Raw genomic sequence first — 26,230 nt, 5'->3', positions numbered from 1 at the left:
TACGTTATAATGTAAGTAAAACAGACAGTTGAAGGTGAGGGGTTTTTATGTGGATTGATATTTCTCAGACATTAAAGCAGGGTATAGCAACATGGCCAGGGGATCAGCCTTTTGTGTATCAGATGGATAGTCAGTTAGAAGGTCAAACTGGTGCCAACGTAGGCAGTATTAAAATGAGCTTACATACTGGTACACATTTAGATGCACCTTTTCACTATGACCATGAAGGCGTAACGATTGATGAGATTGATATTAATCGCTTAATCGGTGAAGCGCAGGTGATCGAGTTAATCGATGAGGAAATTGTTACTCAGAAATTATTAGAGGACCTTGTGATTGATAAGCCAATCGTATTGTTTAAATCAGTATACAGTAAAGATCAAAGTGTATTTTTGGGAGACTTCATGACCTTTGAAAGTGCTGCCATACATTATCTGGGACACCTTGGTGTTGAAGTGATTGGCACGGATATGCCTAGTATAGATACAGTAGATAATGAAACCCTCGATGCACACAAAGCATGTTTAGAAAATCAAATATTGATTATAGAAAATTTAGAATTAAATAAAGTGAGAGTAGGGTATTATGATTTTATTGGGTTGCCACTAAAGATAGAAGCTGATGCCAGTCCAATTCGTGCAGTTGTAAAAAAGAAATTATAAGATGAGGTGAGTTACATGCGCATAGGTATTATCGGAGCAGGTATTGGCGGTTTAACAGCTGCGATTGCTCTAAAGTCTGCCGGGCATGAGGTAGACATATTAGAAAAGCGCCATGTATTGAAACAGCTCGGTGTCGGTTTAGGTGTTGGCGGTAATGCTATACGTGCTTTGAAACAGTATGGAATAGACAAAGATATCCGTGCAGCGGGAAACCCGTTAATTGAATGCCAGTTTAGAACAGATAAAGATGAGTTATTAAATACACTGATATTATCATTATCAGAAGAAGAAAATATAACGATTCAGCGTGAGCAACTCCATGCTATTTTATTGGAGCATAATGACGCCGATATCCATTTAATAAAAGATGTTGTACGTATTAAAGACTTTAATCATCCAACTTTAATATTACAAGATGGTGCCAAATATCAGTATGATTTAATTGTCGCAGCTGATGGCGTACATTCTAACATTAGACGACAGATGTTTAAAGATAGTGAAGCAATCTATCAAGGTTACACGTGTTTTAGAGGAACGAGTAAAGATGTAGCTGTTGATCATAAAGTTGCGCTTGAGTACTGGGGAGAAACAGGTAGGTTTGGTATCGTACCACTGAAAGATAATCAGGTGTACTGGTTCTGCTGTATGAATGCCGAAGAAAGAGATACAGAATTTAGAAATTATAATAAGAAGAAACTGTTGCAATACTTTAAAGCATTTCCTGATGCTGTGTTAGAAACGCTTGAAAAGACTGTCGGAGACCCTATTCAACATGATATTTATGATATCAATCCATTGAAGACATTTTATAATGGCCGCGTCGTATTGTTAGGGGATGCAGCACATGCAACAACACCTAACATGGGACAAGGCGCATCACTCGCTATGGAAGATGCAGTGTGTCTAGCGAACCAACTCAAAAAGTATCCGATTGATGAAGCATTAAAAGCATATGATAAATTAAGTGTAAATCACACGAAAAAGGTGATTTTAAGATCACGTCAAATCGGTAAATCAGCACAACTTGAAAATAAAACACTTATTAAAGCAAGAAACAAAGCGTTAAAATTAGTACCATTATCATTTTTAGAAAAACAAACTTTCTTCTTAAGTCATCGTCATATCAATTAATACAAAATAAAAAAGCTCATCATGAGCTTTTTTATTTAAGTCTAGTTACTTTTAAATTTTGAATTTCCTGATCAAGATTGTTATCAAGCACTTCAAAGAAAGTCATTAAGAAACGAATTTTACCACGTAACTCATATTCATTGAAGATAAGTGGCATCACATCGTTAGGATGTACTGGATTTTGTTCGATTGCATAATCAATGTTATCGAAATAATTTGCTACATCAAAGAAATTTAATGTATGACCTTTTTCTTTAAATAGCTCATAATCACCAATCTGGTCTTTGTGTTGATCTAAGCCTTCATGATATGCATAAGCGATTTGGAGTAAATTATATTTGATACTTTTAAACTTTGATCCGAAATTATAGTTAAATTGTGACGCGCTTAATTTTTGGATTTGGCTGAGTAATTCATCTCTTGAAGATTTTACTTCTGTATAAATTTGATTATTATTGTTATTCATTCGGTTCACCTCACAGTTTGATAGTTACTTATACCCTTTAAGCATATATTTATGACATAAAAAGGAGAAACAATGCAAAATTCATTGATCAAAGAATTAAAAAGTTTATACACGGGTGAAGGCTTTTCAAGTGTAATGTTCTTTCTTATCTGGATGTACTGTTGTTTCAATCATGAATATCAGGAAATGGCACGTAGCCTGCATATTGCTCTTCCGCTCATAACGTTATGTTTTATTCTTGCTATTGGTGCGTACTTCTGGAAATTGATGCATGACGTAGTAAAGAAGCGTGGTAAGATGCATATGACGATTAAACAGCAGCATTTGTTCATATTATTTAAGCGTGTATCTATTGTACTCATCATGATTTGTAGTATGCTATTTATCTATGCATTGATGACAAGTGAGCGATATTTAATGTTAAGTACTTTTTTACTTTGCTTTGCGATCGTTGAATATATCAATTATTTTCATATACGATTATCCTATTTGACACCGCGAGAATTTGCTGCGCTACTTAAACATAGAAGGTTGAGACGATCACACTTGAATCGTATCATGCATGAGGAGGTTATAGATTGAACTTAAAACAAATTGAAACGAAACATTTAACAGCAGTGCATGCTTTGATTGATATTATACAGAATAAATTAACCGGAGAGCTCACACAATCTACGAGTGAACTCATCGAAGAACGCCGCTTTGTGTTTGAAGAGCTTGGTACAGAAATTTCTGATGATGCACAGATAGAATATTCACAAGTACTACCTTCTTTAAAATTACAGGAAGAAATTCAGGTTAACCGAAACAAGATTACCGAGCAGATTAATAAGATGAAAGACCGTCCTTATTTTGGTGCTGTTACATTAAAAGATGATGCGCATGAAACAGAAAAGTTTTATATTGGATTAAATAGTCTGAAGGACCCTTCAACAGGAGATCTCATTATCTATGACTGGAGAACACCAATTGCCAGTACTTATTATGAGAACCAACTTGGGGAAGTAAGCTATAATGTACCGACTGTCGGTACACAAGTCGTAGATGTATTGTCACGCATTCAGATTGTAATTGAACATGAGCGCCTGTTAGATGTCTTCGATTCAGAAATATATATTGGTGATGACGCTTTGCAACATCTACTCGTTGATAGTGCAAAAGACAAGATGAAGTCTATCGTTACAACGATTCAGCAGGATCAGAATGCAATTATTCGTATGACTTCCAACCACGATATTTTAGTATTAGGACCCCCGGGATCTGGTAAAACTTCGATTGCAATGCAGCGTATTGCTTACCTTCTATATTTAAATAGAAATAAAATGACAGCAGAAAATATGCTGTTTATTACACCAAATGAGATGTTCGGTGATTATATATCTGATGTATTACCGGAGTTAGGTGAAGCACCGATTAATGCGACGAGCTTTTTCAGGTTAAAAGATAAAATGAATCGTCGTCACTTTCATGTCGAATCGTTATTTCAAAATATCGAGCGCATGCGTTATGCAGATGATTACGCACGAGCGTTATTTAAAATTAAAAATAGTAAGTTACTGTTACAAAAGATGGATCAAAAGATTGCATCGATTGCAGTGAAAAATATTAAATTTAATATATTAACGATTGAAGGCACACCTTTTGTAACGAAAGAGCATCTATCTTATTTATTTTATGATAAATTTGGTGAATCTCCGATTGATGCACGCCTTAAAAAAATTCAGGTAGAATTACAGCCGATCTACGAGGAACACTTACAACAAGCGATAAAAGACAGAACGAAAGCATTAAAGAAAGTAACACGATATATCGGTACAGACGAAGAACTTGAGATACGTGCTAAACGTGAAAAGACAAAACAATATAAAGTGCTGAAACAATATATTAAAGATATACAGTTTATCAATATTGAACGTATTTATCTCAATATATTAAAGTCGATAGATCAGAACGCATACGAAGCAACACTCAATCAATTTAGAAACAAACAAATGTATTATGAAGATATAGCGCCTTTGCTTTATTTATCAATTAAGATAAAGGGATTGCACAGAGAAAGTATGATGCAGCACATCATTATTGATGAGGTGCAGGATTATTCAGTCGTCCAATTAGCAGCAATTAGTGCGATATATCCCAATGCACGAAAGACGATGCTCGGAGATAGTAATCAAATTGTACATCCTGCAGTGACATTTGAATTACCAGATGACATCAATGTTATTCATTTAACAAAATCTTATCGTTCAACAGTTCAAATTACTGAATTTACGAAAGGTTTGATAGGTAATGATGATACAGAGTCTTTAGGTGTTCAGGGAGACGATGTAATAGAACTGGATTACGAAGCGTTTGTTAATACTGTAGAAGCATTGCAATCTGAAAGTGTCGCCATTATCGCACGTGACGTTCAACATGCTAATAAGATAGCCCAGACTTTAAAGGGATGTACTTTATTAACACACGATCAATATACATTCACTAAAGGAAAAGTTATCATGCCGAATTACATGGCTAAAGGATTTGAATTCTCGCATGTATTTATTGTCGGATTTAATCAATATGATCTGGAGCATGACCAGTTGCTGTTATATACAATCGCCAGTAGAGCGACACGTCATCTTTATTTAGTAGGTGATATCAATGATTAGTATTATAGAACCGATATTTAAGCAAATTGAATTTCAGGTAGAAAGTATCAAAATGCTTGCAAACAAAGTAGATATATTTATGTTAGAACAGGAAATCTATCCGGGGGGTAGAACTTGCTTTGAATTGCTAACACATATTGCATTAATACCTGAAGCTGATGTAATGATCATCAAAGGTGCAGGGAAGTCTGAAATGGATGATTATTATCATTACTGGCAAAAAGAAGTAACATCAATTGAAGTATTTGAAGCGAGACTCGAACTCAGCATGAATATTCTGCTTGATTTTTATAATCAACTGGAAGAAGATGAAATGCTTAATATGAAAATGACCTATTGGCAGACACGTCAAACTTATTTAGACTGGTTGCTCGTTATTTTGACGCATTTAACGCATCATAGAGCTCAGCTGTATAGTGCGATTAAACAATTTGGTGATGATGAAGGATTAATTAATTTATTTGAATAAAAAACAGCTGACTATTTTGTCAGCTGTTCCATAATTGATGCGTAAACTTCATTCCAGAATTCAGGTGTATTTTTATATTTTTCATGAATTTGATGGTGTACTTCTTTTTGTTTAGATTCAAAATCTTTATCATCTTTAGCAGGTAAATCTTTACGTAAATCCATAACAAAATTTTGAACTTTCTCAGTGCGTGGACCCCAGTTTGTATATTCATTACCCGATTCATCCAGGAAGATAAATTTTGGAATAGAACGTCCACCATTCGTTAAATACTGATCCATTAAATCTAAGTTTGAATCACGTAAACTAATGCTTAACGGCATATCTGTCGCTTCCGCAATTTTCATCAGCACAGGTAAGTTCATCATCGCGTCACCACACCAATCTTCAGTAATGACGATAGCTTTTAAATGTTTGTCTTTTACAGTTTGTAAACGTGCGTCATCTACAGGTAATTCAAAAGTTTCATAGATTTTGTGCATTTCTGCTTTATTTACTTCCATTTGGTTAATATATTGCTCTAAAGATAAGCCTTGATTAAAATATTCGATTAAAGTCGTCATAAGTGCCTCCTGTAAGCTTTAATAATATAAATGTATTATAACAATATCAGAATAATCAAACAAAAGATATTATTTTCACTATTTATATGAACAAATATTCAAAAATATTACGGTATATACGGATGTTTACCATGATGTGAAGTGATACACTTACCTTAGCTAATAATTTTTCATACATGTAAGTCTTCTCTATGGGTAGTTTAACTACCCATCTTTTTTTATTTTCATCATTTGTAATTTTATGGTATATTGGTAGAGATAAAATAGGAAAGTGTGTGAAGTATGAAAAAATTCGTAACAATTATTATCGTGCTCATACTAAGTGTGATTATCGCATTATGGTTATATAACTATTGTACTACACCTGACAATGATTTAAGTGAAGAACGCTTAGGAGATATTAAAATAGGTGAAAATTATGAAGAAAAACATAAAGATTTCGTGAAAGACTCGCGTATTCAGTTAGAAGGTAGAACATTTTATCGATCTGTTAAACATAGAGGATTGATCATAAGAAAAGATAACAAAAACAATCATATCACAGCAGTTTCTTTATTTAAGAACCCTGCTGTTAAAACGAGTCGTGATATTACTATCGATAGCACGAAACAAGATGTTATCGATACATACGGAGATACTTATAAAAAGTCGTTATTACCGAAACAGCAGACACAATTTCATTATAAGGATAAAGAACATCATATCGGCATGAAATTTGTATTAAGAAATGATTTGGTAAAAAGAATAGAAATATTTGCAGAGTAAGAGGCGATATTGATGCCTCATCTTTTTTTGTTTTCATTTACTTCGGTTTCCGATATAATAGTATCAACAATGAGATTGAGGAGGAAATTATTTGAACTATAAAGAAATTGTAAAAAAATATGCCGAGACTGTCGTAAGCGTAGGTTTAAATGTACAACCAGATCAAACGGTTGTAGTAACCGCTGATATTGATGCTATTGATTTTGTGCGTGAGGTGACAAAAGCGGCTTACGAAAAAGGTGCAAGAGAAGTTATTCAGAAACTAACTGATGGTCCATCATCTCAATTGAAATTTGAATATGCGCCAATTGAAGTGTTTGAACATATTCCGCAATATAGAATTGATGAAACGAATGATTTTGTACAGAATAAAGTAGCACATTTACGTGTCTATTCACAAACGCCTGAGTTATTGAAAGATGCAGACCCAAAAAAGATTGCTGCACAGGCAAAAGCATTAGGTGAAGCGAATAAAGATTTCTCAAGAGCAGTTGGTCGTTATGACTTCTCATGGTGTATTGTAGGATTTCCAAATGATAAATGGGGTGAACTTGTATTCCCTGAATTCAAAGGAGAAGATGCAAAGTTAAAGTTACTTGAAGCGATGATAAAAGCAGTGCGTGTCGATCAGGATGATCCTGTAGCTGCATGGAAATTACATAATGAAACCTTAAATAAAAAAGCACAGCAGTTGAATGAAAAAGCATATGATAAATTACATTATAAATCATCTACAACAGACGTTGAAATTGGTTTGACGAAAGGACATGTGTGGTTAGGAGCGAGTGCGATAAATTCTGACGGCGTAGAGATTCAGGTTAATATGCCAACTGAAGAAGTATTTACTTCACCAGACTATCGTCGCGTTAATGGTGTAATTGGTAATACACGCCCGCTTGCTTATCAAGGCGCAATTATAGATGACTTTAAATTAACGTTTAAAGACGGTGTGGTTACTGACTTTGAAGCAGGAGTCGGTTATGACGTTCTGAAGAATATGCTAAACAATGATGAAGGTGCACGTCGTTTAGGTGAAATTGCATTAGTACCAGACGATTCTCCGATTTCTAACTCTGGCATCCTTTATTACAATACGTTATATGATGAGAATGCATCTTGTCACGTTGCATTAGGTCGTTCGTTCCCTAATGCGATTAAAGATGGTAAATCTTTATCCAAAGAAGAATTGATGGATAAAGGGTTAAATCAATCAATGATTCATGTTGACTTTATGATGGGTGGCAGTGATCTATCAATTGATGGTATTAAAGAAGATGGGACAGTTGAACCAGTATTTAGAGATGGTAACTGGGTGATTTAATTTTTAATAGGTGAGTGGTCGAAATAAGCTATAATTTGCCCACTCAAGCACATTTTAATTTCAAAATAATAAATGAGTGGGCGAATAACATTGTTTTCCGCCCACTCATTTTTATTCTACTGCACTCTCAGTAATAGTAAATGTTTTATTATCGGCATCAATTACCGCATTTCGTCCATACGGTACAATACATTTTGGTTCGTTATGTCCAAATGATGCATTAAACAACACCGGTTTATCCTCATGTCCCCATTCTTTCATGATCTTCTGAACGACTTCTTTATATTCATCATATAAATGACCGTTTTGAGGACGTCCAAATATAATACCGTTAATACGGTCTAAAGTACCTAACGCACCTAAACTACGCATAAAATCTTCCATCAACCATTGTGGCATCAATACTTCAGAGGTTTCTAAAAATAATATCGCACCATCAAAATCTGTTTCATCCGGATAGACATCAGTGCCACGTAAAGAGATCATTAACTCCAGACAACCGCCAATTAACGGTCCGCTTGCCTGTCCTTTTCCATTTACTACGTCATATCCAGTATTATCAATTTGTTCACGGTCTATTAATTCATTTTCTTTATCCCAGCGTAATCCGTGTTTGTATACAAAGTCTGATGTCGGAATGTCACCGATGATTTCATTCTGGGTTAGCGTCTTATTAAAATGATTTCGTGAATATTCTGGAAAAGCATTATTCTCTGCAAAATCCGTAAGTAGTGACAAACCATAAAAACTTGAAAATCCAGCTTTTAAACAAATAAAATGTGTAAACGTTGAATCGGAGTAACCCATAAAGATTTTAGGATGTTGACTAATAATCTCAATATCCAGATAAGGTAGCAAACGTACGCTATCATCGCCACCAAGCGTAGAGATAATCGCCTTAACTTCCGGATCAATAAATGCTGCCATTAACTCTTCAGCACGTGCTTTCGGATGATCATAGTTAAATGCGAGACCTTTTAACGCGTTAGGCATAACTTTTACTTTGTAGCCCATCTCTTCAATACGTTTAATGCCAAGCGTTGTACGATGTTTCATCGTTGGCTCGCCTGCTAAACCTGAAGATGATGAAACAAGCGCAATCGTGTCTCCTTTATTAAGGCGTTTTGGTTTCTTAAGTTGAAGCATAATATCACCACTTTCGATAAAATTATCTCAATTATATCAGAAAATTTAGAATATAAAACGGAATATAAAAAATGAGTAGTGGGAAAAGATTACTTTCCTGCTACTCATTTTATAAATTTATATTTCACTGTCTATTTTAATAGATTGTTTCGGTGCTTCCGTAACATATAGCTTTGGTAATACGATATCCAGCGTACCATCTTTTTTATAGGTAGCTTTAATTGCTTCCACCTGAACATCTGGTAAGTATAAAGAACGATGCATTGAACCGAATGAACGTTCACGTTTAATGTAGTTGTGTTCATTGTTCTCAACAACCGATTCTTCAAGGCGTTTCGCTGTAATACTTAATGCGTCATTTTGATAGTCTAATTGAATATCTTCCTGTTTAATGCCTGGTAGATCTACATGAACAGTATAATCATTATTTGTTTCTTTAATATCTAACTTAAAACTATGATTATAAGCATTATCTGCAAATTGACTGACTGATTTCGTTAACATGTCGTTTGCAACATCAAATACATTTTGTCCGCGAGAAAAGATACTATATTTATTATCCATGTTCATCACTCCTATTGATTTGATATATTTATCATAACATTAAGGTCAAATATAGTCAAAATATTGAGTGTCATTTGTAATAGAATCTAATAAATAATCGACGGTTGCAATAGTATAGGTTGGTTGTGCCTGTCTAATCTCATCTGCATCTCCGTAACCATAGAGTACACCGATTGTATCGATATTATTTTTTTGTCCACCGATGATATCATGTTTGCGATCACCGATCATGATGCATTCATCTCTATTGAGTCCGTGTGTATCAATGACATGCTGGATGACTTCTGCTTTATTAGTCCGTGTGCCATCTAACTCACTACCGGTAATAGACTCGAAGTAATGTGCAAGATTAAAATGTTCTAAAATCGGTACAGCAAAATACGTTGGTTTACTTGTTGCGATATACAACTTTTTATCCATCGATTTTAATGCTTGTAATAGTAATGGAATGCCTGGATATACTTCATTTTCAAACATTCCTTTATCGCTGAAGTATTCTCTGTACAGTTTGATTGCTTCGGCATTATTGTTGCCTGATAATTGATAGAAAGTTTCATAACTTTCATGCAGTGGTGGACCGATAAATGGGATGAGTGCTTCATTTGCAGGTGCTTCAATATTCAATTTTTGTAATGAATATATTATTGAGTTCGTAATGCCTAGCATAGGATCTGTTAATGTGCCATCCAGATCAAATAAGATATGTTGGTACATTAACGGATACCTCGTTCGTATTGTTTCGGTACTGTAATATCATCTCTTAATTGTTTGACCGCATGAATGGCCCAGTATAGATCGTTAAGCATTCCGCGACCAACTGCAATTAAATCTGCATCATCGTTACGAAGTGTCATTTCAGCTGTTTCGGGTGCGTCTAAAATACCTACAGCAATTACGGGTACATCAAACTTTTCTTTGAAGCGTTTTGCAAATGGTACTTGATAGCCAGGATAGTTACCTGGTTTATCAATGCCAGCAGGTGCTTCACCTCCTGTAGAAATATGAAACATGTCGACACCAGCATTTAAATATTTTTCTGATATGGCTAAAGCATGTTCTATATCATAGCCACCATCCATATATTCTCGTGCAGAAATTCTAAAGATTAAAGGCATATCTTCCGGCATTACTGATTTTGCAGCTTTAATTACTTCAACGCCAAACAATGAAAGGTCCTTGCCGTATTCATCGTCACGTTTATTGATACCTGGGGAATGGAATTGATGAATTAAATAACCGTGTGCTCCGTGAAGTTCAATTGCATCAAACCCAGCTTCAACTGCGCGACGTACACTTTCTTTATATTTAACGACCATCGCTTTAACTTCTTCGTTTGAAAGTTCACGAGGATGGCGTATTGGACCGAAATCTGTAGGTTCTTCAACTGGCGTTGTAGATGATGAAACCGGTGTTTCAACATCGCGTGCTTTTCGGCCGGCATGAGCAATTTGAATAGCAGCTTTTGCGCCATTATTATGAATACCTTCTACGATATGTTTATAAGCTGGGATTTGTGCATCATCCCATAAACCGAGACAGTTTTTCGTAATACGACCTTCTGGTTCAACATTTGTCATTTCTACAATAATAAGCCCCGTTTGACCAACAGCACGTGATGCATAATGTACGTAATGCCATTCAGTAGGCGTTCCATCCTCATTTTCTACAGAATATTGACACATCGGTGGCATAACGATTCTGTTTTTTAGTTCCAGGCCTTTAAATGAATAAGGGGTGTTTAATAAAGTTTTCATAATGATGCTCCTTTAGTTTTTTTATTTATTATAAAACTTCTAACCTGAGAATGATAAACATCTGTTTGAATAACTTAGCTGAATCGTATCATTAATTAAATATTAATTAAATTTACATTTTAGTTAAATGAAATATCATTTTAAATAACGTATAATGAAAGTAAGTGAAGGTAAAGGGTGTGTATGAGATGTTTGAAGTGAAAACAGAGATTAAAATTATTCCTGATGGCTACGAATCTACAAACCGCTATTTCCATAAACATGTACTAAACAATTATTTAGAGTTAGGTGTAACATTGGTCGGTCGATGGGTGAATGAGGACAAGACAATTATTACAGAGATTTGGGGATATTTAGACGAAAAGCATTATCGAGATTTCTTTGAACTCCGAAAGAAGACGAAACATTATCAAAATTCGTTACCGGATAAGCTCGCAAATGATAAGTGGATTATTTCAAAGAAAGATATGATCATAACGCCGACTGGTGATTATAAGATGGACTTACATATCATTTCTACAAATGTTCTCGTACAAAATGAAGAAGATGAAGTATTGCTGGTTAGAAGTTTACATCGTAGTGATACGTTAGAATTACCTGGCGGTCGCTTAGATAAAGACGAAGATATGATTAGTGGCGCTGTGCGAGAAGTAAAAGAAGAAACTGGATTAGATGTTGCGATTAAAGGTTTATTGTACAGTTCGCATAATAAAACGAGCGGGGTAGTCAACTTTACATTTCTAGGTGAAGTGATTGGTGGCACGCTGCAAAATAGCGATGAAGAGACGACTGATGTAGGATTTTATGCTATCAATTCAAAGAATATTTCGAAGCTTGTGACACGTAAAGTTTCGGAAGACCGCATACTTAATGCATTAGAGAAAAAAGCACAAAAATTTGATCTGTATGAGAATAATCCGTATAAAATAATTCAATCATTTAAATAAACCCTGAATCTACGTCGATTCAGGGTTTATTTTATTCACTGGCAAAAGTAATATCGCTGTTGATTTGTCCCGTAAACGATTGTACTGGTAGTGGTTTGCCATCTAACCAATCCTGGAAGTTTAATGTTGTTGGTGTGTTGTTGCCACCGAGCGCAAATTGGATGCTTAAATCTTTAGGAAAGTAACAACTTGTATGAATCGTTCCGCTCCAGCTGGAATATAGTTCGCTGAATACGCCAGCTTCAGGGTCATTCATTATTTTAAATGCATTAGTGGCATCCGTATTACGATTTGTCTGCGCCTTTAAATTACGCATACGCATCTCAGAATCTGTTAGTACACGTCGATTCTCATGTGTTAACACTTCGAAGTGATTTGTGCAGTAATGATGTTCACGTACAATGATGTCGCGCGGTGTGGCTTCGACGATTTGCGTAATACCTTTTTTATCAAGCAGAATGTAGCTGAAACTAGAGCGGTGTGGAATTTCCTTTAAGAATTGCACAGCATCATCAACCGACTGACAACATTCAAGTATCATACGACCAATCATATAACATACGAAACCATCTCCGGGTACTTTGCGATGCATGAAATTATATCCCATCGTAAGACCGTGTTCATTCATCCCGTCCATTCGACCTGTGATGCGAGAAACGGGTGCCATAGTCGCATAACCTGAATCCGTGGGTTGGAAGAAAGTGAAACGGCCATCATAAGTAGCAGGATGATAATCATAGTTTCTAACTAAAAAATCTTCGGTGGTGAATACACTACATCCGCTAGGTTTAGCATATACTCGGTAATGACCGAAGTTCTGTATGATTTGAGTCATATCCATCTTGAGTTCAGCTTGTAAACCGAGCAGTTCCTCCCAGATACCAGGGGCGAAACGTTTAAATGCAGCTTTTGTTTCCTGAATATCTATATCGAAACGTGGGCGACGAATACGCCATTCACGCTCGCGATTCTCCATCATTAATGTTGTTTGAAGCCACTTTCCCTGTTCTATCCCGAAATCGAAATGACTCCCACGAAACTCTGTGATTACACTTTTAACTTGTTGCATTGATACACCTCCGTAAACACTATAGAGAAAGTATAACAAAGAATAAATAGAATGGATAATGTAAAGCTTCCTTTACGTAAAGGAAACTTTACGTTATCATGATATTGAAGAGGTGAGTGTATGAGGAATAAATTAGCTGAATTTAGAAAGTTACATGGATACTCACAGGAAACGTTAGCAAAACAACTGAAGGTATCAAGACAAACAATTATTTCAATTGAAAAAGGGAAGTATAATCCATCATTACCACTTGGAATGATGATAGCTGAAGTTTTTAAAGTAAGTGTTGAAGCAATTTTTATGTTAGAAGAAAGTGACTATGAGTGAGGAGGATGCGTATGTTTAATCATTTAGAAGGCAATAGACCGATGTTATATTTTCTTGGCGGTGGATTGTTACTGATATCATTATTTTTTATGTTAGTGATGTTCGAGAAACCGGAACTATATGCGATGCAGTTAGTACTTGGCATTCATATGATTTTAATTGGAATACAAAATCGAGATGAATTGTTAGATGAACGCGTTGTCGCATTAAGCAATAGAGCATTTAAAACATCTTATATGGTGACACTATTTACAGGGATGCTATTTTTTACACTATATACGTTTGGATTAATCACTTTAAAAGCAGAAAGTGCAATTGTGATAATTTTGGCTATAATGTTTTTATCTTTTTCAGTGAGTAATTTCATGCTATGGCGAAAATATTAGGAGGATGTGTATGTTTAGTAGAAGAAAACTTAGTAGAGGAGAGTTGATTATTTTTGGTACGGCAATTACTTCGATGATTCTTATAGCTTATATCGCTTCAGGGTTTACTATGGATGGAGGAATTATGATTATGGCAGTAGGATTAAGTTATTTAATTAATGCAATAGAACCTGGTGCTGAAGTGGATGATGAAAGGGATCAAAGTGTATTACTTGAAAGTTTTAGATGGATGACAATGTGTTTATATATTATATGGGCTGTATTATACATTGGAGCTTCGTTTAATTTTTTTCATCTTTCTAAAGAAATGTATATTATCATACCGATGGCGGTTTGTATCCTTATACAATCAATAGCTAGAGTAATTCTTAGTAAATTTATCATGTGATTAAAAATTTAAGTTGAGCATGAATATTGATGGGCGGTTCTAATCGAGAACTGTGCCAAAACAAGCAAAATGGCCCGATTGCAAGAGGGAACCGTGCCAAAACAAGCAAAATGGCCCGATTGCAAGTAAGAATCGGGCCATAATAATTTCTAAAATCAACTACTAGTAAACACCAACTGCATCCCAAGCTGCTTTAATAGTATTTGCTTCTGTTTGACCGTATAAGTCTAAAGCTGATTGGATTAATGCTTCTTTAGTATCTTTAAAGTTAGATGTTGATGTTAAGTAGTAAGATAATGCACGATAATAAATTTGTTCTGCTTTTGATTTATCCATTTTTGTTACAGTGTTGTAGAATGCTTTGTTAGGGATTCCTGAGTTGATGTGTACGCCACCCCAGTCACCGCTCTTAGTGTTAGGTAAGTATTGGAAGTCATCCATGTGTGATGGTTGATCATAAAGTTCTGGTTGAGAGAAGCTACGTAATGCATCTCCAGCTCTACCTGGTGTATAAACATCTTCACCCATTAAGAAGTCTGGGTCTACAAAATAACCAAATACGTCAGACATTGATTCGTTGATTGCACCTGGTTCATTTTCATAAACAAGTCCTGCTGTGTGCTCAGTTACAGCATGTGTTAATTCATGTGCGATAATATCGTTAGCACCTGATAATGAAGTGAAAGTAACACCATCTCCATCACCATAAACCATAGCTTCGCCATTCCAAAAAGCATTGTTGTAATTTGAACCATAGTGTACTACAGAATAGATTGGAGCCCCATTATCATCATAAGAGTCACGATTGTGAGTATTTTTAAAGTAATCGTATACTACATCGCCATAATAATGTGCATCAACTGCTGCTTTTTGACGAGAAGAAGTGAAGTATTTATCTGTATCTCTTACAATGTCAAAATTTGTTTGTGTATTATATGCATCATAAGTTTCAATATTTCCAGTATGTGTAGTATCAGCTAGATAGAAGTAACTACCTTCCTGGAAGATATTTAAATTTTTAAATCTGTTATCAACACCGTATCCATAACCTGTTGTTGCAGCATCGAATAACATATTTTGTTTTTTGATAACTTCGCCTGTTTCAGCATCAATTTGTACGTGCCAGTTTGCTGCTTCAGGAGAAACGTAGATTAATTGAACATTGTATACATATTTATTTTTATCTGCATTGATTGCCACTTCAGCTTTTTTAACGACTTTACGGTTATCAAGATTTTTCACTTTATCTTTATCAGCACCGACAGCTTTGAATGCTAAATCAACCGCTTGATCTTGAGATAATTTTTGTGTGTTTGTTGGGTCCACATCTTTTTGGTCAAGTTCACCATTTACATGAACGACTTGATTTTTATCGTTAACATGAATTTTAATTTCTTTATTTAGAGCTTTTTTACCGTTATTATGAGGCTTTAATGTATAGTGTGTGAATCCTTTGTCGTCTTTTTCTACTTTTGTAATTTCATATTGTTTATAAAATTTCTTTGCAGCTTTGTCACCTGGTAAAGATTTTAAGAAGTTTTTTGCATCGATTTTAGATTGTACTTTCTGAAGGTGGTGAAGTGATTTGCTTGTTTCTGTTTTAGCAAAAGCTGTTTCGCCTTGAGTTAAACTTGCTAGTAAAGTCGATGATAATACGATAGCAGGTAAAATGTACTTTTTATTCATTGATAACACTCCTTATTTGTCTAAAATTTAATTACAAGTTTTATTATAAGGATTATCAATTTTAATACACTCGTATACACCGCAATTATTTTTACTCAAAAAAGTTAACATGAAAATATTATACTCATCATATGGTTATTTCATAGCAATATTTAAATTTTATATTGAACAAAATCCTTTATTTTTAAGAGATTTAACAAAATAAACAATTTATTAGATGTTAATTTTAAAAATAAAAAAAGATGCAGCTAATTATTAGCTACACCTTTTTCAACATATGCTCGGATCAATTTACGCTCTTTTTCTCCAACTGTATCAAATGTAAATATACATAATGCTGCTTTGTCTGAAACATTATAATGTTCATCACCACGAGATATTTTAATAATAACTACATTAGCTGCACCACGCTCAGTTTTATGCATTACATCAAATTGCCATTCCAAATTTGATCTTTCGGTTTCATCGAGATAACACTGTATACCTGCGATGAATTCATCATATCCTTTTTCATATTCAACACCGTCATCATAGATGATATTCGTTTGAACATTTTTATCGACGATTTCTTTGATTTTTTCAATATTGTTGTTCTGCCATGCAGCTAATAAATGTACGTGTGGCATTTGTCTCATCCTATCTTCTTTTTCTTATTTACACTATATCATAATCTTGAATAGATAATGTTAATTATTTCATTCCATTTTATTCATGTGGTAAAATAAACTTAAAGAATCAGTAGAGGAGTGAAACACCGATGGAATTTGTTAAATCTCTATTCAAAGCAATATTTATTACATTTTTAGTATTATCTGTTATTGTTACTGCTGGTGCAGCTTTATTTGTTATCAGCTTTAAGAAAGATTTTGAAGATATCGAACGTCGTACGAAAGAAATCGTTGCTAAAATTGAATCAGAAAATGTTTAAGACTCTGTAATTTAGAGTCTTTTTATTTTGCATAAAATAAATTTATCTGGGGTGTTCAATTGAGTCCATTACAATCTATTTCACAAGAAGAATTACATGGTTTAGAAGATATTCATTCAGAGCAGGAAATGTCACAGCTGATTCAATTGATGAGAAAACAAAGACCAGTTATTCATGATATCGTAATAGGGTGTAGTAGGAATAATCTTGATTTGATAAAAGCATATCAGTTTAAATTATTGTGGGAACAATTTGGAGGTTTAGATGGTACAGGCGGAACTGTGCTTGCAATTGTAAGCTGGAACCCACACTCATCTTCATTTAATAAATATGTTAAACGTATCGCTAGACACATACCAGATGGTTTCGTAGCAATCGGAGAAACTAAAGGTTTTGAACAAATTATGAGAAGATTGCATCGTTTCACAGATGTAAAAGCAGATAGAACATTTGTATTTTCTTCTTTAGAATCTCAGCAGATGATTAATAGTGGGGGTGTCTTTATCTTTGAAGGTATGCAAGGCACTTCAAAACTCGGTACTTATTTTTCAGTTCGTGATGGACGAATTCAAATTACATAAATTAAAACGCACATGCCATAAACATGTGCGTTTCTCATTAAATAGTATCATCATCACGCTTTTTACGTGTGAAGTACAATAATGCAACACCTGCTGTAACAGTCATAAGACCAGCTAACGGTAATAATAAGCTCATTGCCTCACCAGTATGTGGTAAATATTGATTTTCATTATTTGTTGGTTTATGGTTCGTTGCTGCATTGTTGGTGGAAGTATTATTATATGAACTTTTTTCAAAACGATTATCAGAAGCGCTATCAGATTGATCACTAGAATCGTTAGTACTGCTGCTATTATGATAGTCTTTATAATTGCTGTCCGAAGCATAGCTGCTATCAGATGCATAGTCATCACTTGATGTGTTTTGTTGTGATGTATGATCCGATGTAAATGATGGACGTGTGTTTTCTTGACTAGTTGTCGTGCTGGAATAATTATTTGATGAAACATTATTATTACTTTCCGTGCTATATGAACCATTTTCGTTACTTGTTGTACCAGACGTGACAGAAGCCTCATTATTACGTTTCATAGGATTTACTGTCGGTTGTTTTACTGGAAGCTGTGGTTTTACGTTACTATTATTAGTTGAATTACGTGTACGTGATGACGCTCTATGTGTTACCTCATTAGAGCTATCTTCCTTCTTACTTCTTGCAAGTAACGGTGGTATATCATCAGGGGATTTGCGGATCGTATCTTTTAGTTGTGAATTTTTAGTTGTCGTTTCAACAGAATGATCTCGTTTAATCGGCTTTGTTTGTGCTTCAAAGATTAAAAATTTCTCTTCACCAGGTTCAATCTTTACATTATCTGTTTCCGTAGTTTTGTTGTAACTTACTTCATAGATCTTGTTTGGCTCAGTTGTATTAAAAGTTACGCTTCCGTTTGATACGTCAGCTTGATCAACAAGCTCTCCATCATATTTTAAATATACAGTGGTACCATCTTCTAAATTTGAAAATGAACGATCTACTGCATGAACTTTAATCGTTAGATTATCTTCTGGAAGAGGCGTTTCAGTCACCGGTATCTCTTCTGAAGAAGGTATAACTTCTTCGGGGTTAACAACTTCGATATTATTCAGTTCACCAGGATTAATTTCATATTCTTGTCCGGCTATTTCAATCACTTTGATATCTTCAGCAATCACTGAATAACCATCATCTAAAGCAGTAAGAGATTGTTCTTCTTCGTTTATATTGATACTAAAAGGAAAGTCTTTAATAGGTTCATCGTCTTTATCATGAAAATAAAGTACTGTCGGGGTTGCTTCAGCATGTGCTGTTGAAACTGTCGTGAGGGAAGCCATAATAGCAAATGATAAAAGTATTTTTTTCATATGGAACTCCTTTTTGCTTGTTGAATATATTATGACATAATTCAATTGCAAGTGCTATAGAGTATCCAATAATTCACAATTGATTTAGTAAGTTAAAACGTAATTTATATTGTTTAATATATTGTCATATAAACGTTGATTTTTCTTTGTTAATGCCCATTAAATGGTTATAAAGTGAAAAACGTAAAATGGTTACAATGAAATAATATTGTAATTATTTTATATTTTTTTTAAAATTCTATCGAATTTTTTGAATATTTCGTGTAATATTATATTTGCAATATATCATTTAGTGAATGGAGGAAATTATTATGAGAGAAGAGTTAGAACAAGTTGTTTTAAAGATGAAAGAAATGAACTTATCTCTAGAAGAATTGTTAAACCAAAACAAAAATTTAGGATTTAGCGAAGACGTAGTAACAGTAATTGACTCTGCTGCCCAAAAACCTCTTAAGTTCCAATCTTCTAAATATTGGACTGGCGATTTCTAAAGTGATCGATCAATACATTTCGGAATTAATAAAGAAGTTAAATCTTTCTAAAGATTCCGAAGAGCAATTATTAGTTTATGTAACTAATAAAATCCAGCGAGATAGCTGGGGAAGTTATTACGAAACAATCAACAAATTATTTAATAAGGGAACACAAGCTGATATGCAAAGAAATTCGGTTGCTATTCAGCTTGTTTTTTGGGCTTTTGATTTAGTCGATGATGTTGTTGATGGAGATTACTTGTTAGAGTGGATATCTAGAGAGCAACAAATTCTTTTGTCTCATATTACTATGCTTCAAGCTATTCGTTTGTTTAATCAGGAAATTCAAGATGAGGTAATGGCACTTATTGTTGATGCAGGGTATGCTGAATTTTTTGATGTAACTTTTGATTTTAATGAAAATCCAAATATTTCTGAAGATGAATATATCAATTTAGTTACGCAAAAGTCAGGAAACTTAATGCGTTTGATTGGCTTAATCATTGATAAAGACAATGAACCGTTACAATATTTTATGCAAAATGTGGGAATAGCTGCCCAAATTAAGAATGATATTGATAGTATCTTATCTGAACACAAGAATGATTTTAATCAGAGAAAAATGTATCTACCATTGATTAAATATATCTTTTTTTCCGGGGATAAAAACCTTCAGTATTATTCACGAGAAAATATTTTACAATCGGGTTCACTAGACTACTGCAGATTGTTGTATAATTATTACATTGAAAAAGCATACAGTATACTTTTAGATGCTTTTCCCGATAAAACTGAAGGAATAAGGAAATTAAAAGATGAATTCAATTTTTAGATTAAAACGCATGTCATTAACAATCTATATATCTTTAATTGTTATATCATATATATTTCATTTAAAGTTTTTCTATGCTATCAAATATTCTATATTAACTGTGCAGAATACTGATGATATGACAATTTTAATAAGTTGTTCAGCTTGTTTTAACTTTTTCATAAGTATTGTCGTACTTCAAATATTTAATAAATTTGATTCATATGTACTAAAACATTTTTTTATACTTTGCATATTATTAGCTAACACTATATCTTTTTCATTTTATGATCCTTTGTTTAAAGGATTCGGAACAACCATGGAAATATTTTTACTGTTTTCTGTATTAGCTATGTTATCGAAGTTATTTAGTATCTATCCAGTATTCTCAAGGTCAAATAAATTAAATACATTTTTAAAACTCAATAATTATTTAATTTTTATCCTTTTCATTATTGCAATGATACTGAATGTTACGCTTCAGAGAAGTGACTTTGTGTTATTTTCGTTTATTATGCTCATCACAGTGTGCATCATTTTATTGCTGAGTGTATTTTATGTGATTTTCTCAATCATTCGTAACTCTCACGGTATGATTCGTCGTGAATTGTATTTTATTCTTGCTTCGCTATTACTTAGTATTTTACCGATGTTTACACTTAATTTATTTTTGCATTTTTTTAATAGCAGTATTCCTTACTACTATTTATTACCGACACTCATTATTTTCCCATTGTATTTACTTTATTCATTCTGTAAATTCAAGATAATCGTTTCAGAATCATTTTTATCTATTGTCTTTGGATTGTTTCAGATATGGAATGTGTTAATGCTATGTTCAATGATTGTATTCTATGTATTTTTCCTTGAGCATCCAATGCTCATCACTGCAATTATCATCCATAGCTTATTGTTGGTTGGATGTGTTGCATTATATTACTTCCGTAATCGTTATGCTGTAAAATATCGTGCTGCAAATATTACAAACAATATCAACGAGAATATTTATGATACTTTAATTCAGAACAATATTCAGTTATCTAATTATTATTTATTTATTGAAACGCAGGACCAATCTGAACAGTATAAGTTCCCAGCTGGAACATTTAATTATGATGATATCATCTCTAAGACGCATATGATTTATGAGCGTTCAACGATTGCGATTAATCAACTGCAGGATATTACCGTTTATGTTCATCGTACTGCAATGAATAATGCATTTATCGCTATTCATTCTTCCGAGGTTGAAAAGTTTAAATATCATGAATTTGTTCATTTATTAGAGCAGTTTGAGTTCTTTATGAAAAACTATTCTACGAAGTTAATGGATGAAGATTATAAGAATCGTATTTATTTATCACATGCTGCACTTGAAGAAGAACGCGAACGTTTATCGATTTTCTTACATGATGATATTTTACAGAATATTATTCTCGCATTGAATGAGACGAAGACTTTAGACAAAGATGGAAGTCGTGCGCATATTGAAGAGATTCTGGATGAATCAATCTATGCGATTCGTGAAGCATGTGAGGATCTGTTTCCTGCAGATTTAGACGACTTTGGATTAAATGAGAGTTTAAATAGTTTAATTCGTCGTCATCTGTATGAATCAATCATTGATATTCAGCTGGATTATCAGGAAAGCAACGTTATAATTGATAAACTCATAAAAATCAGCAGTTATCGTATGATTAAAGAATTGATCAACAATGCGATAAAACATGCCGATGCTAAACACATTAAAGTTGAAGTGGTTGAATCAATCTCATCTTTATCATTTAAAGTTTCGGATGATGGTAAAGGTATCCCGTATCATAACGTATCAGATATTTTAGTAAGAGGATCTAACAATGGATTAAAGTACTTGATAAACCAGGTCAACTTGTTTGATGGTGCTGTAGAATTTTCGGTGTTTGACGAAAATGCATACAGACAAGGTCTTATTGTAAGTGTTACATTGCCGTTAGAATAGAGGTGGTTTCATGGTAAAAATTATTATACTTGATGACCATGAATTATTCGGTCACGGGGTTGCCAAAATTATTGAGGCGGAAGACGATTTGTCAGTGTTAAAAGTATTTACAGATCCGAATCTGCTTACGCATTATATTAAAACGCTACAGCCTAATATTGTGCTGTGTGATATTAAAATAAAAGATGTGAATGGCTTAAACATCGTAAAGACGTATTCTAAAAAATATCCGAAAATAAAGTTTATTATGCTCAGTGGGTACAACTTAGAAGAGTATAAGATTAAAGCTTATGAAAATGGTGCGGTTGGATTCATTTTAAAGGATGAATCTACGGATAAACTTGTAGATGGTATCCGTGCAGTGTATTATTTTAATCAAAATTTAAAGCATGATATGGTTTTAGCGAAACCTTTGCTGAGTGATCAAGAGAAAGAAATTTTGCGAATGATTGCTAAAGATATGAAAAATCAGGAAATCAGTGAAGCTTTATTTATCAGTAAGCGTACGGTTGAATATCACATTACGAAGCTGATTAGAAAGCTTGGTGTGGAATCAAGGTTAGGTGCTGTAATTAAAGGGATAAAGCTAGGGATTATTGAAGAAAGTGAAACGAAAATATAGACGCAGGACATTGTCCTGCGTCAGATTGAAGACAAACTCACAATTCTAAAAGTGAGTTTGTCTTTTTTCTTCGAAAAATATTGTTATTTTAAAGAAATTAGCAAAATATCCAGCTTAACCTGCTAGATAATTTGCTAATTTCTTTAAATTCATGCATGCGAAAATAAGCGTGGTCTCCATGGTGACTTTTTGAATTCCTTTGTACTTAGTCCATCGCAAACCATGCTGTTCTTTAGCATCAGCAAAACGTCTTTCTATTGTTTGACTACGCAATTTATATATAGCTTTTATAGTATCTATGAATCTCAAGTCATCAACAATATCAAGATATTGTTGCCATATATGTCTCGTAACGATTTTTTTCTGTTCTTTACTCTTAGTACATTTATTAAGTAAAGGACAATCCTTACATTTATTTGGATTAGAAATATACAAACGGTAACCATCGCTGTCTGTTCTTTGATATTTCAACATTTGATTATTAGGGCAAATATAACAATCATAGTATTCGTCATATAAAAATTCATTTTTATTCATTAAGTCCTTCGGACCCATGGGACGTTTATATGGCATAGCTGGTAGAATTTCTTTATCTAATAAATACTTAGCATTATGAGGTGTTTTATATCCAGAATCCACAGCAACATATCTCGGTAGTAGTTTTTTACTTTCCAGCCTGTCAATCATAGGTACTAACTGTGTACTATCATGAACATTACCAGGAGTTAAATGAAAATCAACGATATAACCATACTTATCGCAGCATGTATGCGCACTATAGGCAAATTGTTTTTCTCTTTCACTTTTAACATAGTAACCAGCATCGGGATCATTATTACTTATTTTTATTACTTTAAGATTCTCCTCCTTTCTTGAAGCTAAAGGCTTTTTTTCTTCAGACTCTCTAATAGAATTGATATCTTCAATAAGCTCTTGTTCATAATATTTAGCAGTCTTCTGTATTTCTTGTTTAATAAATTTCTTCTTGTTGGCATTGGCCTTAATATGCGTTGAATCAATAAATAGTGAAGTATTATCTACGAAGTTATTATCTATAGCAATTTTGAGAATACGAGAAAAGATTTCTTCGAAAATCTGATTATCATAAAATCTTCTAGAATAGTTCTTACCGAAGGTAGAAAAATGAGGTACTTTATCGTTAACGCCTAAACCGAGATACCATTTGTACGCAAAATTAGTTTCAATCTCTTTAATTGTCTGACGCATTGATTTGATACCAAAAAGATGTTGTATTAATACAATTTTTATTAATACAACCGGATCAATACTTGGACGGCCATTATCTGTAGAATACTTTTCTTCTACTAAATCATATACAAAGGATAAATCGAATACTTTATCAACTTTTCTTAGAAGATGATTTTCTGGTACAAGGTCTTCTAATGAATACATTTCAAATTGACTGCGAATGATATTAATATCTTCAGACTTACTTCTCTTAATCAAGTAAAACACCACCGTTCAATGATATATCTATATTTTATCAAAAAAAGACTGTAAACTTCATCTCCGAAGGAGACTTTGTCTACAGTCTGTAATTCTCCAATGGAGAATTTCTTTGGAATATTGAAACAAGAAATGTTTTATGGTGAATCATTTGATTCGTATGATGAGTTAGAAGAGGAAATTAATGATTATATGGAATATTATAATTTCGTCAGAAAGAAGAGAAAATTAAAAAGCAAGACTCCTGTAGAATACAGAAATCTTGCTTTAATGAAAGTAGCTTAATAAAAAGTTCAACTTTTTGGGTTCACTACATTTGCTCACGGTTTTTTAGTTTTTAGACTTATGAATTTTTACGATGATGCTCTCGTTCAACTGCATCAAGTTTGTTGTCAATTGCTGAAGTATTTTGTTTCGCTGCATTTTTCGATGAGTTAATCAGCATAATTACTACCCACGCGATGATACCGAAGATAACCATTAGAAATAAGATTAACGCCAACGACATTGTCATCATTAACATGGTATCACTCCTTTAGTTTACTATTACCCCAAATCAATTGAATTATTCTACATATAAAGTTAATACACTAAAGTAATAACTTGTTAAATACTTCAATAAATTTACATACAAGATATATATTACATGATACAATGAAAGAAAAATACTGGAGGTATCAACATGAAAAAAATTATAGCATCAGCATTAGTATTATCAACATTAATCGGTGGAGGACATGCTGCTGAAGCAAAGTCACAGCCGACATGTAAAATTGAAAAGTCTGTTGACCATAAGTTTCCAAACATTAAAAATCAAAAGACGATCGATGCATTAAAGCATTTAACATATAAGTATAAAGGTGTTGGCATCGGTACAACTTATGCAGAAGTACTTAAGAAGTTAGGTGCACCGGAAACGATAAGTTATAGTACATCTGAAGCGGGTAAAGAAGTTACTGCGCAATTTGGAAGTGTTATGATTAGTGCGATTAATCAAACTGGTAAGGGTGGATATAATCAGGCAAAAGTTTATAGTCTTGAATTTATAAACCAGGGTGATCAACGTACAACACGCGATGACATTAAGGCGATGTTAGGTAAACCGACAGATACAATGAAAGAGAAATATAGTTTATTAGAAGTTTATAACGATTTCTCAATTTCTTATAAGATCATTAATAAAAGATCTGAAATCATTGAAATGGCAATGACGGATTTGTCTAAGATTAACTCAAAATATAAAGAGAACAATACATCACGCATTAAAAATCAAAAGCCACATAAATTTACAGCGAAAGAATTACTTGCAATCAGAGATGGAAGTATAATTTCTATGGCTTGAAGTTATGGATGACACCAGAAGCGGCAAAGAAAGCTGTTGGAGGAGCGAATGAAACTTCAACGACACGTATCGGTAAAGATTATTTAATGACACAAACATACGGTAAGGATGATTTCTTAAGTGTGGATTACCGTTCTAACGATTGTGGTAAGACATACAAAATTTCTAACTTTATGGTCGATTATGATTTTGCGAAACAATCATTAACTGATATTGAAAAAGTAGTCGGTAAACCAGATCGTTCTGAAAAGGGCAGCTATGTTGAAGAAGAGAACGGTGTGAAGGGTAAAAGAATTCCTACAGTAATGAATGAATATGGTCACTTAGCATTAAACGCTGAAAAGATTAATGGTAAGTGGGATGTTGTAGATATTCAGTATGTAAGATAACG

General features: G+C 33.6%; 31 protein-coding genes and 1 pseudogene. 20 read left to right on the top strand and 12 right to left on the bottom strand.

The features are described from left to right. The first annotated feature begins 47 nt into the window (after positions 1 to 47). Both JJJ02_RS04075 and JJJ02_RS04070 read left to right on the top strand, forming a co-directional pair. Positions 48 to 662, top strand: a complete 615-nt coding sequence (locus JJJ02_RS04075; protein WP_240837531.1) for a cyclase family protein — start codon at positions 48 to 50, stop codon at positions 660 to 662. Between the two features lie 15 nt (positions 663 to 677). After that, positions 678 to 1,793 (top strand): FAD-dependent monooxygenase, encoded by a 1,116-nt coding sequence (locus JJJ02_RS04070; RefSeq protein ID WP_239243310.1) that lies wholly within the window; start codon positions 678 to 680, stop codon positions 1,791 to 1,793. Between the two features lie 31 nt (positions 1,794 to 1,824). Here JJJ02_RS04070 and JJJ02_RS04065 read toward each other — a convergent pair whose 3' ends face one another. After that, positions 1,825 to 2,259 carry a DinB family protein gene (locus JJJ02_RS04065; protein ID WP_133424202.1) on the bottom strand — a complete coding sequence of 145 codons (435 nt, stop codon included), beginning with the start codon at positions 2,257 to 2,259 and terminating at the stop codon, positions 1,825 to 1,827. Positions 2,260 to 2,331: 72 nt separating this feature from the next. Here JJJ02_RS04065 and JJJ02_RS04060 point away from each other — a divergent pair, with 72 nt between their 5' ends. From JJJ02_RS04060 to JJJ02_RS04050, 3 genes are read left to right on the top strand one after another with little or no spacing between them, the layout of a single operon-like run. Beyond that, positions 2,332 to 2,841 (top strand): hypothetical protein, encoded by a 510-nt coding sequence (locus JJJ02_RS04060; RefSeq protein ID WP_240837529.1) that lies wholly within the window; start codon positions 2,332 to 2,334, stop codon positions 2,839 to 2,841. Continuing rightward, positions 2,838 to 4,910 (top strand): HelD family protein, encoded by a 2,073-nt coding sequence (locus JJJ02_RS04055; RefSeq protein ID WP_240837527.1) that lies wholly within the window; start codon positions 2,838 to 2,840, stop codon positions 4,908 to 4,910. The genes JJJ02_RS04060 and JJJ02_RS04055 overlap by 4 nt, the downstream gene beginning before the upstream one ends. After that, positions 4,903 to 5,379 carry a DinB family protein gene (locus tag JJJ02_RS04050; RefSeq protein WP_239243307.1) on the top strand — a complete coding sequence of 159 codons (477 nt, stop codon included), beginning with the start codon at positions 4,903 to 4,905 and terminating at the stop codon, positions 5,377 to 5,379. Before JJJ02_RS04055 ends, JJJ02_RS04050 begins: the two co-directional genes overlap by 8 nt. Positions 5,380 to 5,390: 11 nt before the next feature. On the opposite strand, the gene JJJ02_RS04045 is transcribed toward JJJ02_RS04050, so the two are convergent. Continuing rightward, positions 5,391 to 5,942, bottom strand: a complete 552-nt coding sequence (locus tag JJJ02_RS04045; RefSeq protein ID WP_239243306.1) for a thioredoxin family protein — start codon at positions 5,940 to 5,942, stop codon at positions 5,391 to 5,393. 282 nt (positions 5,943 to 6,224) lie between these two features. On the opposite strand from JJJ02_RS04045, the gene JJJ02_RS04040 reads away from it, so the two are divergent. Both JJJ02_RS04040 and JJJ02_RS04035 read left to right on the top strand, forming a co-directional pair. After that, entirely contained in the window at positions 6,225 to 6,707 is a 483-nt protein-coding gene (locus tag JJJ02_RS04040) for a hypothetical protein (RefSeq protein ID WP_239243305.1), read from the top strand. 91 nt (positions 6,708 to 6,798) lie between these two features. Then, positions 6,799 to 8,028, top strand: coding sequence for an aminopeptidase (locus tag JJJ02_RS04035; RefSeq protein ID WP_111715744.1), 1,230 nt, complete (start codon positions 6,799 to 6,801; stop codon positions 8,026 to 8,028). Positions 8,029 to 8,139: 111 nt separating this feature from the next. Here the strand turns inward: JJJ02_RS04035 and JJJ02_RS04030 are convergent, their stop codons facing one another. The 4 genes from JJJ02_RS04030 to JJJ02_RS04015 all read right to left on the bottom strand — a co-directional run bounded on the left by JJJ02_RS04030 (position 8,140) and on the right by JJJ02_RS04015 (position 11,492). Then, the gene (locus JJJ02_RS04030) at positions 8,140 to 9,174 is read right to left on the bottom strand and encodes a S66 family peptidase (RefSeq protein ID WP_239243303.1); all 1,035 of its coding nucleotides are present in this window, start codon (positions 9,172 to 9,174) and stop codon (positions 8,140 to 8,142) included. A gap of 117 nt (positions 9,175 to 9,291) precedes the next feature. Beyond that, positions 9,292 to 9,738 (bottom strand): Hsp20/alpha crystallin family protein, encoded by a 447-nt coding sequence (locus JJJ02_RS04025; protein ID WP_239243302.1) that lies wholly within the window; start codon positions 9,736 to 9,738, stop codon positions 9,292 to 9,294. Between the two features lie 45 nt (positions 9,739 to 9,783). Next, positions 9,784 to 10,452 (bottom strand): HAD family hydrolase, encoded by a 669-nt coding sequence (locus JJJ02_RS04020; protein WP_240837525.1) that lies wholly within the window; start codon positions 10,450 to 10,452, stop codon positions 9,784 to 9,786. Beyond that, positions 10,452 to 11,492, bottom strand: coding sequence for an oxidoreductase (locus tag JJJ02_RS04015; RefSeq protein WP_240837523.1), 1,041 nt, complete (start codon positions 11,490 to 11,492; stop codon positions 10,452 to 10,454). The genes JJJ02_RS04020 and JJJ02_RS04015 overlap by 1 nt, the downstream gene beginning before the upstream one ends. A 188-nt stretch (positions 11,493 to 11,680) precedes the next feature. Between JJJ02_RS04015 and JJJ02_RS04010 the strand changes: the two genes are divergently transcribed. Then, positions 11,681 to 12,439: an NUDIX hydrolase gene (locus tag JJJ02_RS04010; RefSeq protein WP_240837521.1), complete on the top strand. Its 759-nt coding sequence runs from the start codon at positions 11,681 to 11,683 to the stop codon at positions 12,437 to 12,439. A 31-nt stretch (positions 12,440 to 12,470) separates the two neighbouring features. On the opposite strand, the gene JJJ02_RS04005 is transcribed toward JJJ02_RS04010, so the two are convergent. Further along, complete coding sequence (locus JJJ02_RS04005; protein WP_239243298.1) at positions 12,471 to 13,508, bottom strand: C45 family autoproteolytic acyltransferase/hydrolase; 1,038 nt, start codon at positions 13,506 to 13,508, stop codon at positions 12,471 to 12,473. A 120-nt stretch (positions 13,509 to 13,628) separates the two neighbouring features. Between JJJ02_RS04005 and JJJ02_RS04000 the strand changes: the two genes are divergently transcribed. Genes JJJ02_RS04000 through JJJ02_RS03990 form a run of 3 tightly spaced genes read left to right on the top strand, consistent with a single transcriptional unit; the run spans position 13,629 to position 14,609 of the window. Next, on the top strand, positions 13,629 to 13,835 hold the full coding sequence (locus tag JJJ02_RS04000) for a helix-turn-helix transcriptional regulator (RefSeq protein WP_240837518.1): 207 nt from the start codon (positions 13,629 to 13,631) through the stop codon (positions 13,833 to 13,835). A gap of 11 nt (positions 13,836 to 13,846) precedes the next feature. Continuing rightward, positions 13,847 to 14,221, top strand: a complete 375-nt coding sequence (locus JJJ02_RS03995) for a hypothetical protein (protein WP_111715757.1) — start codon at positions 13,847 to 13,849, stop codon at positions 14,219 to 14,221. A gap of 10 nt (positions 14,222 to 14,231) precedes the next feature. Next, complete coding sequence (locus tag JJJ02_RS03990) at positions 14,232 to 14,609, top strand: hypothetical protein (RefSeq protein ID WP_240837516.1); 378 nt, start codon at positions 14,232 to 14,234, stop codon at positions 14,607 to 14,609. A 162-nt stretch (positions 14,610 to 14,771) separates the two neighbouring features. Here JJJ02_RS03990 and JJJ02_RS03985 read toward each other — a convergent pair whose 3' ends face one another. Continuing rightward, complete coding sequence (locus tag JJJ02_RS03985) at positions 14,772 to 16,295, bottom strand: M4 family metallopeptidase (RefSeq protein WP_111715761.1); 1,524 nt, start codon at positions 16,293 to 16,295, stop codon at positions 14,772 to 14,774. Positions 16,296 to 16,543: 248 nt separating this feature from the next. Continuing rightward, positions 16,544 to 16,921: a hypothetical protein gene (locus tag JJJ02_RS03980; RefSeq protein WP_133424187.1), complete on the bottom strand. Its 378-nt coding sequence runs from the start codon at positions 16,919 to 16,921 to the stop codon at positions 16,544 to 16,546. Positions 16,922 to 17,052: 131 nt separating this feature from the next. Here JJJ02_RS03980 and JJJ02_RS03975 point away from each other — a divergent pair, with 131 nt between their 5' ends. Further along, complete coding sequence (locus JJJ02_RS03975; protein ID WP_099580953.1) at positions 17,053 to 17,223, top strand: hypothetical protein; 171 nt, start codon at positions 17,053 to 17,055, stop codon at positions 17,221 to 17,223. Between the two features lie 59 nt (positions 17,224 to 17,282). Then, on the top strand, positions 17,283 to 17,804 hold the full coding sequence (locus JJJ02_RS03970) for a type 1 periplasmic-binding domain-containing protein (RefSeq protein WP_240837514.1): 522 nt from the start codon (positions 17,283 to 17,285) through the stop codon (positions 17,802 to 17,804). 37 nt (positions 17,805 to 17,841) lie between these two features. On the opposite strand, the gene JJJ02_RS03965 is transcribed toward JJJ02_RS03970, so the two are convergent. After that, the gene (locus JJJ02_RS03965) at positions 17,842 to 19,146 is read right to left on the bottom strand and encodes an LPXTG cell wall anchor domain-containing protein (RefSeq protein ID WP_240837512.1); all 1,305 of its coding nucleotides are present in this window, start codon (positions 19,144 to 19,146) and stop codon (positions 17,842 to 17,844) included. Between the two features lie 311 nt (positions 19,147 to 19,457). On the opposite strand from JJJ02_RS03965, the gene JJJ02_RS03960 reads away from it, so the two are divergent. From JJJ02_RS03960 to JJJ02_RS03945, 4 genes are all read left to right on the top strand, one after another. Further along, a complete protein-coding gene (locus JJJ02_RS03960) occupies positions 19,458 to 19,637 on the top strand; it encodes a hypothetical protein (protein ID WP_096075873.1) in 180 nt (59 codons plus the stop codon). Position 19,638: 1 nt separating this feature from the next. Beyond that, entirely contained in the window at positions 19,639 to 20,451 is an 813-nt protein-coding gene (locus JJJ02_RS03955) for a class 1 isoprenoid biosynthesis enzyme (RefSeq protein ID WP_111715767.1), read from the top strand. Between the two features lie 331 nt (positions 20,452 to 20,782). After that, on the top strand, positions 20,783 to 22,408 hold the full coding sequence (locus tag JJJ02_RS03950) for a sensor histidine kinase (protein WP_240837510.1): 1,626 nt from the start codon (positions 20,783 to 20,785) through the stop codon (positions 22,406 to 22,408). A gap of 10 nt (positions 22,409 to 22,418) precedes the next feature. Continuing rightward, entirely contained in the window at positions 22,419 to 23,030 is a 612-nt protein-coding gene (locus JJJ02_RS03945) for a response regulator transcription factor (protein WP_240837508.1), read from the top strand. 114 nt (positions 23,031 to 23,144) lie between these two features. Here the strand turns inward: JJJ02_RS03945 and JJJ02_RS03940 are convergent, their stop codons facing one another. Continuing rightward, entirely contained in the window at positions 23,145 to 24,443 is a 1,299-nt protein-coding gene (locus JJJ02_RS03940) for an IS1182 family transposase (RefSeq protein WP_396614717.1), read from the bottom strand. Between the two features lie 144 nt (positions 24,444 to 24,587). Here JJJ02_RS03940 and JJJ02_RS03935 point away from each other — a divergent pair. Next, positions 24,588 to 24,782, top strand: a pseudogene (locus JJJ02_RS03935) (IS3 family transposase); the annotation flags it as partial. A 58-nt stretch (positions 24,783 to 24,840) separates the two neighbouring features. Here JJJ02_RS03935 and JJJ02_RS03930 read toward each other — a convergent pair. Beyond that, a complete protein-coding gene (locus JJJ02_RS03930) occupies positions 24,841 to 25,020 on the bottom strand; it encodes a hypothetical protein (protein ID WP_240837504.1) in 180 nt (59 codons plus the stop codon). A gap of 159 nt (positions 25,021 to 25,179) precedes the next feature. Here JJJ02_RS03930 and JJJ02_RS03925 point away from each other — a divergent pair, with 159 nt between their 5' ends. Both JJJ02_RS03925 and JJJ02_RS03920 read left to right on the top strand, forming a co-directional pair. Then, positions 25,180 to 25,839 carry a hypothetical protein gene (locus JJJ02_RS03925; protein WP_240837503.1) on the top strand — a complete coding sequence of 220 codons (660 nt, stop codon included), beginning with the start codon at positions 25,180 to 25,182 and terminating at the stop codon, positions 25,837 to 25,839. Beyond that, the gene (locus tag JJJ02_RS03920) at positions 25,836 to 26,228 is read left to right on the top strand and encodes a hypothetical protein (RefSeq protein WP_240837501.1); all 393 of its coding nucleotides are present in this window, start codon (positions 25,836 to 25,838) and stop codon (positions 26,226 to 26,228) included. Before JJJ02_RS03925 ends, JJJ02_RS03920 begins: the two co-directional genes overlap by 4 nt. Positions 26,229 to 26,230: the final 2 nt, after the last annotated feature.

It is taken from the genome of Macrococcus sp. PK (assembly GCF_022501545.1).
Taxonomy (GTDB): Bacteria; Bacillota; Bacilli; order Staphylococcales; family Staphylococcaceae; genus Macrococcoides; species Macrococcoides epidermidis.
Note: the sequence above shows the minus strand (reverse complement) of the source record. Positions and strands in the feature narration are given on the sequence as shown.

What these genes read in the sequence shown, in the direction of transcription:
- JJJ02_RS04075 (WP_240837531.1), top strand. Translation starts at nt 48, where the DNA reads ATGTGGATTGATATTTCTCAGACATTAAAGCAGGGTATAGCAACATGG.
- JJJ02_RS04070 (WP_239243310.1), top strand. Translation starts at nt 678, where the DNA reads ATGCGCATAGGTATTATCGGAGCAGGTATTGGCGGTTTAACAGCTGCG.
- JJJ02_RS04065 (WP_133424202.1), bottom strand. Translation starts at nt 2,259, where the DNA reads ATGAATAACAATAATAATCAAATTTATACAGAAGTAAAATCTTCAAGA.
- JJJ02_RS04060 (WP_240837529.1), top strand. Translation starts at nt 2,332, where the DNA reads ATGCAAAATTCATTGATCAAAGAATTAAAAAGTTTATACACGGGTGAA.
- JJJ02_RS04050 (WP_239243307.1), top strand. Translation starts at nt 4,903, where the DNA reads ATGATTAGTATTATAGAACCGATATTTAAGCAAATTGAATTTCAGGTA.
- JJJ02_RS04045 (WP_239243306.1), bottom strand. Translation starts at nt 5,942, where the DNA reads ATGACGACTTTAATCGAATATTTTAATCAAGGCTTATCTTTAGAGCAA.
- JJJ02_RS04040 (WP_239243305.1), top strand. Translation starts at nt 6,225, where the DNA reads ATGAAAAAATTCGTAACAATTATTATCGTGCTCATACTAAGTGTGATT.
- JJJ02_RS04030 (WP_239243303.1), bottom strand. Translation starts at nt 9,174, where the DNA reads ATGCTTCAACTTAAGAAACCAAAACGCCTTAATAAAGGAGACACGATT.
- JJJ02_RS04025 (WP_239243302.1), bottom strand. Translation starts at nt 9,738, where the DNA reads ATGGATAATAAATATAGTATCTTTTCTCGCGGACAAAATGTATTTGAT.
- JJJ02_RS04020 (WP_240837525.1), bottom strand. Translation starts at nt 10,452, where the DNA reads ATGTACCAACATATCTTATTTGATCTGGATGGCACATTAACAGATCCT.
- JJJ02_RS04015 (WP_240837523.1), bottom strand. Translation starts at nt 11,492, where the DNA reads ATGAAAACTTTATTAAACACCCCTTATTCATTTAAAGGCCTGGAACTA.
- JJJ02_RS04010 (WP_240837521.1), top strand. Translation starts at nt 11,681, where the DNA reads ATGTTTGAAGTGAAAACAGAGATTAAAATTATTCCTGATGGCTACGAA.
- JJJ02_RS04005 (WP_239243298.1), bottom strand. Translation starts at nt 13,508, where the DNA reads ATGCAACAAGTTAAAAGTGTAATCACAGAGTTTCGTGGGAGTCATTTC.
- JJJ02_RS04000 (WP_240837518.1), top strand. Translation starts at nt 13,629, where the DNA reads ATGAGGAATAAATTAGCTGAATTTAGAAAGTTACATGGATACTCACAG.
- JJJ02_RS03995 (WP_111715757.1), top strand. Translation starts at nt 13,847, where the DNA reads ATGTTTAATCATTTAGAAGGCAATAGACCGATGTTATATTTTCTTGGC.
- JJJ02_RS03990 (WP_240837516.1), top strand. Translation starts at nt 14,232, where the DNA reads ATGTTTAGTAGAAGAAAACTTAGTAGAGGAGAGTTGATTATTTTTGGT.
- JJJ02_RS03985 (WP_111715761.1), bottom strand. Translation starts at nt 16,295, where the DNA reads ATGAATAAAAAGTACATTTTACCTGCTATCGTATTATCATCGACTTTA.
- JJJ02_RS03980 (WP_133424187.1), bottom strand. Translation starts at nt 16,921, where the DNA reads ATGCCACACGTACATTTATTAGCTGCATGGCAGAACAACAATATTGAA.
- JJJ02_RS03975 (WP_099580953.1), top strand. Translation starts at nt 17,053, where the DNA reads ATGGAATTTGTTAAATCTCTATTCAAAGCAATATTTATTACATTTTTA.
- JJJ02_RS03965 (WP_240837512.1), bottom strand. Translation starts at nt 19,146, where the DNA reads ATGAAAAAAATACTTTTATCATTTGCTATTATGGCTTCCCTCACGACA.
- JJJ02_RS03960 (WP_096075873.1), top strand. Translation starts at nt 19,458, where the DNA reads ATGAGAGAAGAGTTAGAACAAGTTGTTTTAAAGATGAAAGAAATGAAC.
- JJJ02_RS03950 (WP_240837510.1), top strand. Translation starts at nt 20,783, where the DNA reads ATGTTATCGAAGTTATTTAGTATCTATCCAGTATTCTCAAGGTCAAAT.
- JJJ02_RS03945 (WP_240837508.1), top strand. Translation starts at nt 22,419, where the DNA reads ATGGTAAAAATTATTATACTTGATGACCATGAATTATTCGGTCACGGG.
- JJJ02_RS03940 (WP_396614717.1), bottom strand. Translation starts at nt 24,443, where the DNA reads ATGTATTCATTAGAAGACCTTGTACCAGAAAATCATCTTCTAAGAAAA.
- JJJ02_RS03930 (WP_240837504.1), bottom strand. Translation starts at nt 25,020, where the DNA reads ATGTTAATGATGACAATGTCGTTGGCGTTAATCTTATTTCTAATGGTT.
- JJJ02_RS03925 (WP_240837503.1), top strand. Translation starts at nt 25,180, where the DNA reads ATGAAAAAAATTATAGCATCAGCATTAGTATTATCAACATTAATCGGT.